10 protein-coding genes are annotated in these 10,101 nt (G+C 57.9%); 4 read left to right on the plus strand and 6 right to left on the minus strand.

What is annotated here, in order from left to right; genetic code table 11:
- Positions 1-5 precede the first annotated feature (5 nt).
- Both AC5S3R_RS16135 and AC5S3R_RS16140 read right to left on the minus strand, forming a co-directional pair.
- A complete protein-coding gene (locus tag AC5S3R_RS16135; protein WP_494268182.1) occupies positions 6-1,808 on the minus strand; it encodes a CocE/NonD family hydrolase in 1,803 nt (600 codons plus the stop codon).
- Between the two features lie 68 nt (positions 1,809-1,876).
- Positions 1,877-2,506: an NAD(P)-dependent oxidoreductase gene (locus AC5S3R_RS16140; RefSeq protein WP_494268183.1), complete on the minus strand. Its 630-nt coding sequence runs from the start codon at positions 2,504-2,506 to the stop codon at positions 1,877-1,879.
- Between the two features lie 251 nt (positions 2,507-2,757).
- Between AC5S3R_RS16140 and AC5S3R_RS16145 the strand changes: the two genes are divergently transcribed.
- On the plus strand, positions 2,758-4,065 hold the full coding sequence (locus AC5S3R_RS16145; protein WP_494268184.1) for a sensor domain-containing diguanylate cyclase: 1,308 nt from the start codon (positions 2,758-2,760) through the stop codon (positions 4,063-4,065).
- Here the strand turns inward: AC5S3R_RS16145 and AC5S3R_RS16150 are convergent.
- The 4 genes from AC5S3R_RS16150 to AC5S3R_RS16165 form a co-directional block, all read right to left on the minus strand.
- Positions 4,050-4,376: a HigA family addiction module antitoxin gene (locus AC5S3R_RS16150; RefSeq protein WP_494268185.1), complete on the minus strand. Its 327-nt coding sequence runs from the start codon at positions 4,374-4,376 to the stop codon at positions 4,050-4,052. The two genes, AC5S3R_RS16145 and AC5S3R_RS16150, sit on opposite strands and share 16 nt — an antisense overlap.
- A 16-nt stretch (positions 4,377-4,392) precedes the next feature.
- Positions 4,393-4,539: a type II toxin-antitoxin system RelE/ParE family toxin gene (locus AC5S3R_RS16155; RefSeq protein WP_494268186.1), complete on the minus strand. Its 147-nt coding sequence runs from the start codon at positions 4,537-4,539 to the stop codon at positions 4,393-4,395.
- A 69-nt stretch (positions 4,540-4,608) separates the two neighbouring features.
- Complete coding sequence (locus AC5S3R_RS16160) at positions 4,609-4,893, minus strand: nuclear transport factor 2 family protein (RefSeq protein WP_494268191.1); 285 nt, start codon at positions 4,891-4,893, stop codon at positions 4,609-4,611.
- Positions 4,894-4,995: 102 nt separating this feature from the next.
- Positions 4,996-6,426 carry a glutamine synthetase family protein gene (locus AC5S3R_RS16165; RefSeq protein WP_494268187.1) on the minus strand — a complete coding sequence of 477 codons (1,431 nt, stop codon included), beginning with the start codon at positions 6,424-6,426 and terminating at the stop codon, positions 4,996-4,998.
- Positions 6,427-6,773: 347 nt separating this feature from the next.
- On the opposite strand from AC5S3R_RS16165, the gene AC5S3R_RS16170 reads away from it, so the two are divergent.
- The 3 genes from AC5S3R_RS16170 to AC5S3R_RS16180 form a co-directional block, all read left to right on the plus strand.
- A complete protein-coding gene (locus AC5S3R_RS16170) occupies positions 6,774-7,448 on the plus strand; it encodes a DUF305 domain-containing protein (protein WP_494268188.1) in 675 nt (224 codons plus the stop codon).
- The gene (locus AC5S3R_RS16175) at positions 7,448-9,346 is read left to right on the plus strand and encodes an LVIVD repeat-containing protein (protein WP_494268189.1); all 1,899 of its coding nucleotides are present in this window, start codon (positions 7,448-7,450) and stop codon (positions 9,344-9,346) included. Before AC5S3R_RS16170 ends, AC5S3R_RS16175 begins: the two co-directional genes overlap by 1 nt.
- Before the next feature lie 365 nt (positions 9,347-9,711).
- The coding region (locus AC5S3R_RS16180; protein ID WP_494268190.1) for a hypothetical protein at positions 9,712-10,101 on the plus strand (390 nt) is incomplete at its 3' end.

Below are 10,101 nucleotides of genomic sequence, written 5' to 3' on the forward strand. Positions count from 1 at the left end.
CCTTCTTATTGAACGACTGGCAGCGTCAGCACGCTGGGGTGTTCGCTGTCATGCAGAATTGTGTTGGTTGCCTTCACAAACTGCGCGTCGGTTGCGGCGCTTTTGCCGGTGTTCAGGTTGCGGTCAAAGCGCGGGAAGTTGCTCGACGAAACTTCCAAGCGAATGCGATGGCCTTTGAGAAAGACATTGCTCGTGGACCAGACATCAATTTTGTACTCGTAGACCTTGCCGGGAGTAATTGCTTTCGGTTGGCCGAGTGTGGACTCGCGGAAGCTGGCGCGAAGAATGCCTTCGGTGAGGTTCTGCGCAAAGCCGTTGGGCCACACATCCACAAGCTTGGCGGTGAAGTCAGTGTCTACCGTTGAGGAACTGGCATAAAGCGTAAGCGTGATCGGCCCGGTGACTTCCACATCGTTCTCCAGCGCAGGCGTGGAGTAGACCAGCACATCGGAACGCGCTTCCACTCCCTTCTGGTCGCGCGGACCGGGAGTAAGATGGCCGCTGTCGCAGCAGAGCGGGCCACCGGTAGTGGGCACAGGGTTTGCCGGGTTGTAGATAAAGCTGTCTGATGGTTCTTTGCGCGGAGCTGTAGTGGACAACACACCATCACCGGCAGCGCTATTGGCTTTGCCTGTTGCGTGCAGATAGTAGCTGGTAGCCTTTGCATTTGGCAACGGCCATGCGGGCTCATTGCGCCATTCATTCTTGCCCATTACAAAGATGCGAACGGGATGTGAGGCATCGGCAAACTGGTTTTGCTTGCCGAGGAAGAGGTAGTCATACCAGTCAAGCGTGATGGCATTTTCATCAAAGGCTGCGTCGGGGCCAAAGTCCACATCGCCGACTTTGCGGCCATTGCCGGAGTGGCCTCCGATGATGACGAGCAACCGCTGGTTCTTGCGCGCTGCTTCATTGCCAGCATGGTCACGCAGACCTGCATAGTTGCGCAACGAGCCGCCTTGAAAGAGGTCATACCACGCGGCAACAGTGAGCGCCGGAATCTGGATGTTGCTGTAGTTCTCTTCAATGGCCCACTGCTTCCAATAGCTGTCGTACGTGGGATGCGCAAGCCAATCAATGTAGTAGGGCGCAAGTTCCTGCGTAATCTGCACAGGGTCGTGAATGGGCTCTATGTTGAAGACTGGGAATTGCGTGAGAGGCAGAACAGATTCGCCAATGCGCGCATTGGTCTTGCCCGCGATGTAGTGATTGAGAGTATCCTGCGCAAGCCCTGCGGTCCACGATTCATCAAACCACTGCTCGAAGGCACCGCCCTGGTAGGTCCAGTTTTCGTGGTAGTTGGAGGCAGTAACAACGGGGCAGATTCCCGCAAGATGCGGCGGATGGCCAATGGCGGCGAGCATCTGCGTCGCGCCAACGTAGGAGCCGCCAAACATGCCCACCTTGCCATTGGAGTGCGGCAGAGTGGCTGCCCACTCCACGGTGTCATAGCCATCGTCCATCTCATGCTTGAAGGTGTACCACTCACCCTCGGACTTGTAGCGCCCGCGAACATCCTGCACCACAACCATGAATCCGCGCGCAACGGCTTGCTGCGCAAAGCTGGGGGCGTTGTCCTTGTTATAGGGTGTGCGCTGCAGCAGAACGGGAAAAGTGCCATCGCCTGCTGGGCGGTAGACATCGGCGTAGAGCGTCACGCCGTCGCGTGTCTTCATGGGCACGTTGTGCTCGGCGATGAAGTTGGAGCCTGATTGAGCGGAAGAGAGAACCGCGGAGAAGATGAACGAAAAGACAAGCAGTGATAAGAATCGTTTCAGCATGAGCGCCCCTGTTTGCAAACGAGGCAAGAATACCTCATTGCAGCGAGAGGCGAAATGCTGAAGCGAAGGCGAAGGTTGCTCTTTGTGAGACGGGCCTAGTAGCCCACGGTAAAGCGTTTGCCAATGTGCTCCGGCTTCTCCAGTTCATCCACCATGGCTACGGCAAAGTCTTCGGCGGAGATATGGCTGTTGCCATGCGCATCTTCCACAATGTAGTCGGTGCCGAGCCTATATCGCCCAGTGCGGCGGCCTGGCTGAATAAGCGGAGGCGGGCTGATGGCTGTCCATTCCAGGTCCGATGCCATCAACTCATCAAGCGCGTCGGCATGCGCCCGGGCCACAGGGCGCCAGTACTCGGAGAAGTCCGGCTCGTCCACCATGCGCACGCCGGGGCGTGAAAAGAGAGCTCCCGTGCCGCTGATGGTGAGCAGCCGCTTGACGTGCGCCGATTTGGCTGCGCCAATCAGCGATTTCGTCGCGGTGACGAGAACTTCCGGATGCTCCATGCCGGCGTTGAAGGCGCTGAGGATCGCAGCCGCTCCGTGCGCGGCATCTGCCACTTCACGCGGGTGCAGAATATTAGCTGTGACGGGCTTGATATTGGCATGCTCAGGGAGTTTGGAAGTATCGCGGGCGGCAGCGGTTACGTGGTGGCCGCGCGAAACGAGTTCCTGCAGAATGCGGCTGCCGATCATTCCTGTGGCGCCAAAAAGGAGGACGTTCATCGGGGAGTCTCCAGTAAATCGTGTGCGATAAACAGGGAATGGTGGACCGGCGGCTGCATGCCGGGGCGGCTTTGTCACCGAATGGTAGCAGGTTCGCGGCGGGCAAGGAATCTGTCTCTTCCGACTGCATCAAATATTCATAAGAATGGAAATTCGCTGCCGGTTGCATAGGGTCGATTCGCTATTGTGTACTGGTAGGTACTCAGGCTTGCTGCCTGGGCGGGCGCAAAGGGGTTTCCAGTGGGGGGACGATGAGCGAGTGGGCAACACGTATGCAGGAGCTTGTGGAGGGGATTGCGGCAAGCGTTGCCGCGATTACCCGCAACGAGAATGGTGACCTAATTGTCACAGCCTGCAATGACGACTTTTTTGAGATGACCGGCGGGCGTCCAGCCGGTGCGCGGGATTTCCCGGTTGCGTTTGACACCGTGGTGCCCAGTTATTCCCGCCGCGAGTTCCGCGCCAGCCTGATGGAGTGCCTGAATACCGGCATTCCGCAGGAGTTGGAGCAGGCTTACGACCTGAAAGACGGCACGCACTGGTGGCGCATGACACTCAAGCGGCTGCACCTGCGTGAGGCTGACTCGGAGATTGTCGATGTGCTCGTAACGGCCATTGATATCACGTCGAAGATGTTGCTGACGCATAGCCTGGAAGTAAGCACCTCGCGCTTTCGTAGCGTGGTGGATGCGGCTTATGACTCGATTGTGACCATCGACCAGCAGCACAACGTCACGCTCTTCAATCACGCGGCGGAAATGCTGTTTGGCTATACGCAGGAAGAGATGTTGGGCCAACCGCTGATCAAGCTGCTGCCGGAGCGATTCCGTGCGCCCCATGACGGGTATATTAACCGCTTCGCGCAGTCGCCGGTAAAGTCGCGGCAGATGGACGAGCGCAACCGCATCTACGGTCTGCATAAGGACGGTTCGCTGCTGCCGGTGGAGATTGCAATTTCCAAGATCAACGTAAACGGCGTGCTGGAGTTTACAGCCATCATCCGTGATATCGCCGACCGCATTCACCTGATGGATTTGCTGCAGAAGCAGGCCACGACAGACGAACTGACGCGACTGCCCAACCGCCGCGCGTTTACAGATGCGGCGGAAAGTCTCTTCCGCACAACGAAAGATGTGTCGCTCTACATCCTCGATATTGACCACTTCAAAGTCGTGAACGACACCTGGGGTCATGACCGCGGCGACGAGGTACTGAAAGCACTGGCCGAAGTAGGCCGCGTAAACAGCCGCAAGATGGACATCTTCGCGCGCCTTGGCGGCGAAGAGTTTGTCGCTGTGTTGCCCGGCGCAAATCTGGAGACAGGACGAGAGATTGCCGAGAAGCTGCGCAGTGCAATTGAGCAGCAGCTTTTTGAATTCAAGTGGACCGGCGGCGAGCCGATTCCGTTTACGGTGAGCATCGGCGTAGCCACGCGGCATGCAGGTGAGCATGAGGTAAGCACTGTGCTCAAGCGCGCCGATGAAGCGCTCTACGTAGCGAAGGAAGGCGGACGCAACCGAGTGATAACAGAAGAGTCCATCACTCAGGCGGCGGAGTAGGCATCCACCTCACGCTCGATTGTCTTACCAAGTTCCAGGCGAGCCTTCGAGAGATCGTGCATCTGCTGCATGTTCAGCCAGAATTCCGGGCTGGTGCCGAAGAAACGGGCGAGGCGTAGAACTGTATCCGGCGTAATGCCGCGGCGGCCATGCACAATGTCACCGATACGCGTGGCGAGAACACGGATCTTTATAGCCAGTGCATTCTGCGAGAGACCGAGCGGAGTCAGGAATTCTTCCTGCAGCATTTCGCCGGGGTGTGTGGTTACGCGGTTCAGCTTCCAACCCGATGCTGGTCTTGGAATGGTCATAATACCTCCGTTCCGGCTAGTGGTAATCGGCGATTTCGACTTCATGCGCGCCATCTTCTTCCCAAATAAAGCAAATCCGGTACTGATCGTTGATTCGAATGCTGTGTTGGTCTTTGCGGTTGCATTTTAGCGCTTCCAGTCGATTTCCGGGCGGTACTCGCAAGTCATCCAGTCTGGTTGCGGACTCAATTTGATCGAGTTTACGGAGAGCAACGGACTGAATTGCAGTCCATCACTTGTTTGATCTAGCTTCAAAGGCGGTATTCTCATCCACCTTCGTGGTGCGGGGATTCACCGAATAGTGGCGATTTCCGGCGCGGCTCGGTTCATAAGCATCGAGCCACGGCGCCAGTTTGTCGCGCCCCTGCTTTGTCCCGGTGTAGTTCTCAAGTGCGCCGTCTACGGTAAAGGTGTTGGCAAAGCCTTTCGCATCACCTGAATCGACCGTCTGCCAGTAGCGTGCCCAGTAAGTCGATGATATCCAGCCTGTCCTCGGCGCTGAATCGATTGGTGGAATTGCTTATGGGGATTCAGTCATCTCGGTAGGCGTTATCGCCTGAAAACAACAAACCGCCGCCTCTTTGTGAGGCGGCGGTTTGTTAGATGTAAGGATTGAGGTCTAGAACAGGTTCCAGAGCGCCTGGTTGTAAACCTCGTGATGGTACTGCACTTCCGCAGCCTTCACAAAGGTGCCCAGCGCCTTGGGAGCACGGTCCGCAGCAGCCTGCTTCAGGTCCGCAAAACGGCCCTGAACATCGGCCCCAAGAATCTCAGGAATCCACTTCGATTTCTTGAAGTCCTCAATCGCCTGCTGAATGTTGTCAGGCAGATAGCGGTTGGCTTGGCGCAGGTTCTTGATCTCCGCCTTCGTGCCGTCAATGCCGGTCTTGAAGATAGAGTAGAGCGCGAGGTACGGGTTCGCGTCCGGAGCCACCGAGCGCACTTCCACGCGCATCGACTTCGCGTTGCCAATCGGAATGCGAACCATCGAACCGCGGTCCGTGGCCGAAGCCTTGATCTGGTTCGGAGCCTCAAAGTGCGGGTCGAGGCGGCGGTACGCGTTCACGCTCGGGTTCAGGATGAGGCACAGGTCAAGCGCCCGCGAAAGAATGCGGTCCACAAAATCCCAACCGAATGAAGAGAGCTTTTCCTCACCCGTCTCATCCCACATCAGGTTCACCTTGTTGTGGGTGATGGAGAGGTTGGTGTGCATGCCGCTGCCGTTCACTCCGACAACGGGCTTGGGCAGGAAGCTGGCGGTGTAGCCAAGGTTGTTGGCAACCTGACGGCTCAGCAGCTTGTAGAGCTGAATCTGGTCGGCAGCCGCAACCACGTCGCCGTAGCTGTAGTTGATTTCAAACTGGCTGGGCGCAACTTCCGGGTGGTCCTTTTCGTTCTGGAAGCCGAGCGCGCGCTGCACTTCCGCAGCTTCATCAATGAACTGGCGCAGCGGGTCCAGCGGCAGCGAGTGGTAATAGCCGCCCGTGTTCACATAGTCAAACTTGCCCGTGAGGTGGAAGTTCTTTTCGGCATCCTTGCCGGCAAAGAGGAAGCCTTCAATCTCGTTGGCGGCGTTGAGCGTGTAGCCCTTTTCCGCGTAGAGCTTGGCGGCATAAGCCTTCAGCACGCCGCGCAGATCGCCGGAGTAAGGTGTGCCGTCCTTGTCGATAACTTCGCCAAAGACGAGTGCTTTGCCAGCGCCGAAAACGTCCGCCGGAACATAGTAGAAGGCGCTCCAGTCAATGCCCAGGCGCAGATCGCTTTCCTTTTGCGCGGTAAAGCCGCGAATCGAGGAGCCGTCGAAGGTCAGGTTCTCATAGCTGCCCAGCAGGAACTTGCGGTCGTAGTCCAGCAGGTGGAGACGGCCTTCCAGATCAGAGAAGAGTACCGTGACAGCCTTGATGTGCTTGGCGTCGGTCAACTCCTTGATGCGCTTTTCGCGAATCTCTTCGATAGGGAGGCGGGCGAGGCGGTCAGCCTTGATAGCCAGATTCTTTTCTTCCAGCTCGTCATAGGAAAGAGCCAGAAAGTTGCGGTACTCAGTGGACATGGATCTCCTTCATGAACAGCAATGCGGGGTTATGCAAACTACACAGTCTAAAGCTCGACGTATAAGGGGCGCATTAAGAGCGACCATGGTACCGCATAGCGCCACGCGAGCAGGATTGTCAAAAACAGAATAACAACGGAAAACGGGGTGGGGGCAAGAAAGACGCAGAGCCGGAAAGAATCCGTAGATGTCCGTAGAGGATATTTGGGGTAGTGGAGAGCCCGCCTCTTCTGGGACGATGAAAATGCGTCTTTACACCAACTGCGCACGTCATCACGAATACACCTCGGTTAAAGTTCCAACAAAAATCCCTAAAGTAGCTGATCGAACTAAGTGGAGAAAGCCTCATGGCATTTCGGTTTTCGCTTTTCTGCGCAACTGCCTTTTCCTTGTGTTCCGCCATGGCAGCGGCGCAGCAGCCTGGTACTGTTCCCCTGAAGCAGCCCGGAGCGCCCGGCCAGCCGACAAAGATTCTCACCGAACCCACCGTCGGCACCGCTGTAAAAGACCCTACCCCCGCCGATTTTGATTTTATGCAGGGCATGGTCATGCACCACAGCCAGGCCGTGGAGATGGTTGGCCTCATGAAAGACCACACCACGAACCCCGAACTGCTGGAGCTGGGCAAGCGCATCAGCATCTCCCAGGGCGACGAAATCCTCTTCATGAAGCGCTGGCTCGCCTTCTATGGCAAGCCTGTACAGGAAGACAGCGGTATGGCCAATATGCCGGGCATGGAGCACATGGACCACTCCCACATGGATATGGCTCCCATGCCCGGCATGCTCACTCCCAAGCAGATGGAAGCCCTGCGCAACGCAAAGGGACCGGAGTTCGACCACCTTTTCCTGACCGGCATGATTCAGCACCACACTGGCGCTCTGACCATGGTGAAAGACTTGTTCGCCACACATGATGGCGGCCAGGAACCCCAATTGTTCGACTTTACCGCGGACGTGGATGTTACACAGCGAGGAGAGATCGACACGATGCAAAGCATGTTAGCCAAGGAGAAAAACTAGTGCGCACACGACTTACTACCTTGCGCGGCGGAGCCGTCGCGCTTGCGTTGGCCGTCGCATCCTCATTCGCTTTCGCCCAGGTTGCCCTTCCGGCAAAGCCCACCGTCTACAACAATCCGCAGCTTCCCAACGATCCTCGCGTTGGCCTCAAGGGCGGAGTAACCGACGCAGGCATCGCCGAGTCCGGCATGCACCTGGTGCTCAACCTGCCCAAGCCTCCCGGCTTTGCCGCTGGAACCACTCCGCAGGAAAAAGCGCCTCCGCCGACACCTCCGCCCACGCCCCCTGGTGCGCCTGCGCGCGTCCGCCCTCTGCAGCTTGGTTCTACAAATTCCGATCTTGCTTTCAAAGACCACTACGTCGTCGTAGGCAATTACAACGGATTCAACATCTACGACATCTCCAACCCTGAAAAGACCGTTCTCAAGACCTCCGTCATGTGCCCCGGCTCGCAGGGCGACCCCACCATCTACGGCAACCTGCTCTTCCTCTCGGTGGAATCCACCAACTCACGCGTCGATTGCGGCACGCAGGGCATTCCGCTGCCCGCAGGCTACGTTCCTCCGCCACCCCCGCCGACGCCTCCCGGTGGACGTCCCGCCCGCGTTCCGGACCCGCCCAGCAAGGAGCGCTTCCGCGGCATCCGCATCTTCGATATCAGCGATATCTCCAACCCCAAGCAGCTTCCCGGCGTGCAGACCTGCCGTGGCTCGCACACCAACACGCTGGTCACGGACCCGAAGGACAAGGACAACATCTACCTCTACGTTTCGGGTTACTCCGCCATTCGCTCTCCTGAAGAGCTGGCCGGCTGCTCAGGCGGAGGCATCGACGACCCCAATACCGCGCTCTACACCATCGTCGTAATCCAGGTGCCGCTCGCGCATCCTGAGCTGGCGAAGGTCGTCAACAGCCCGCGCATCTTCTCCGACCCCAACACCGGCGCAATGAACGGCCTCATGGTCGGCAACCTCCACGGAGAAGGCGCAGCCCCGCAAGCTGTCAGCGGCTGCCACGACATTACCGCCTTTGCCGACATCGGCATCGCCGCCGGAGCCTGCACCCGCGTCGGCATCCTGCTCGATATCAAGGACCCTGCACACCCCAAGCGTGTCGCTGCCATCTCCGATCCGAACTTCTCCTTCTGGCACTCGGCGATGTTCAACAACGACGGTAGCAAGCTCATCTTTGACGACGAGTGGGGCGGCGGTTCGCAGCCGCGCTGCCGCGCCACCGATCCCATGACCTGGGGTGCCGATTCCATCTTCACCCTCAAGGGCACGGAGCTGACTCTCGGCAGCTACTACAAGATGCCCGCGCCGCAAACGGAGCTGGAAAACTGCACCGCGCACAACGGCTCCATCATTCCCATCCCCGGTCGTGATATCGAGGTCAAGTCCTGGTATCAGGGCGGCGTCTCGGTCATGGACTTTACCGATGCCACCCACCCTGTCGAAATCGCCTACTTTGACCGTGGCCCGCTCGACAACGTGAAGTTCATCGACGGCGGCACGTGGTCCGCCTACTGGTACAACGGCTACATCTATGGCTCGGAAATCGCCCGTGGTCTGGACGTTTACAAGCTCGTGCCAAGCAAGTTTGTAACCGAGAACGAGATTGCCGCCGCGCAGCAGGTTCACATGGACCTGTTCAACGCCCAGGCACCCTCGAAGATTAACTATCCGCCAACCTTCCTCACCGCCAAGGCCTATGTTGACCAGCTTGTCCGCAGCAATGCGCTCACGGCAGACAAGGCCACGGCGATGGATGCAGCCATGGACAAGAAAAACAAGAAGGCCCTCAAGACCTTCGCGGCATCGCTCAACAAGGACGCCGCTTCCGCCAGCCCCATCGACGCCAGCCGTATGCAGGCGCTTGCGGGGATTTTCGCAAAATAACCTCGTCCACTTAGCCACAAGAGGGCGCGGCCAGTCCGCGCCTTCGTCTTTTCCGGAAACCGCGCATGAAGATGCAATGGAGGCCGTATGAAGGAATCGGGGCCGAATTGCCTATCTCTGTAAGGATTAAATAAAGGAGTCTGGTAAAATTTTTGGATATACCGTTCCACTCCCCTGAACGGGCTCATGAATAGTGCAGTGCCCGTCCGTATTTTTGATCGACGAAACCAGTTGAAATAAGTTGAGTAACGTTTTCCCCGGTGCTTTTCAGTTGTGCCGCGGCCAGGTTGCAGGGGGCAGTTTTGGCAGGGTTTTCCGTACCGATGCGCGACCCGGCGCAGTCTCGTAGTGTCGTTCGGCGAGTTATGGCAGGCCTGCGTGCGGCTGCAGGGCGCGGCTCCCGGCAGGCGTCCGTGGATGCCGGCGCGGCAGAGGTCATTCCTACCGAGCTGAACTCCGCCGAACAGGAGATGCGCAACCTCTACACGCTCACGCGATGTACGTTGCATATTGACCTGCATGAGGAGCCGGGACCGAAGCTCGTCGAGCTGATTCACGAAATCTTTGCGCCGGAAGCAGTCGCCATCTTTGACCGCGACCTGCACGCCGTTTACAAAGCGGGCGAGTGGGGCATTGATCCCAGCGAGCTGGCGCAGAACGTCTACCTCTTTGAAACCACCTCGGACGACCCCACAACCGGCATCAGCCGCCGCGTGCTGCATCTTGGCTCGGTTCCCGTAGGTAGTCTCGTCATG

Source organism: Occallatibacter sp. FHG110214_02 (assembly GCF_059115385.1).

Bases quoted from the DNA above. Each gene is read 5' to 3' on its own strand.
- AC5S3R_RS16140 (WP_494268183.1), bottom strand. From the start codon at position 2,506: ATGAACGTCCTCCTTTTTGGCGCCACAGGAATGATCGGCAGCCGCATT.
- AC5S3R_RS16145 (WP_494268184.1), top strand. From the start codon at position 2,758: ATGAGCGAGTGGGCAACACGTATGCAGGAGCTTGTGGAGGGGATTGCG.
- AC5S3R_RS16150 (WP_494268185.1), bottom strand. From the start codon at position 4,376: ATGACCATTCCAAGACCAGCATCGGGTTGGAAGCTGAACCGCGTAACC.
- AC5S3R_RS16165 (WP_494268187.1), bottom strand. From the start codon at position 6,426: ATGTCCACTGAGTACCGCAACTTTCTGGCTCTTTCCTATGACGAGCTG.
- AC5S3R_RS16170 (WP_494268188.1), top strand. From the start codon at position 6,774: ATGGCATTTCGGTTTTCGCTTTTCTGCGCAACTGCCTTTTCCTTGTGT.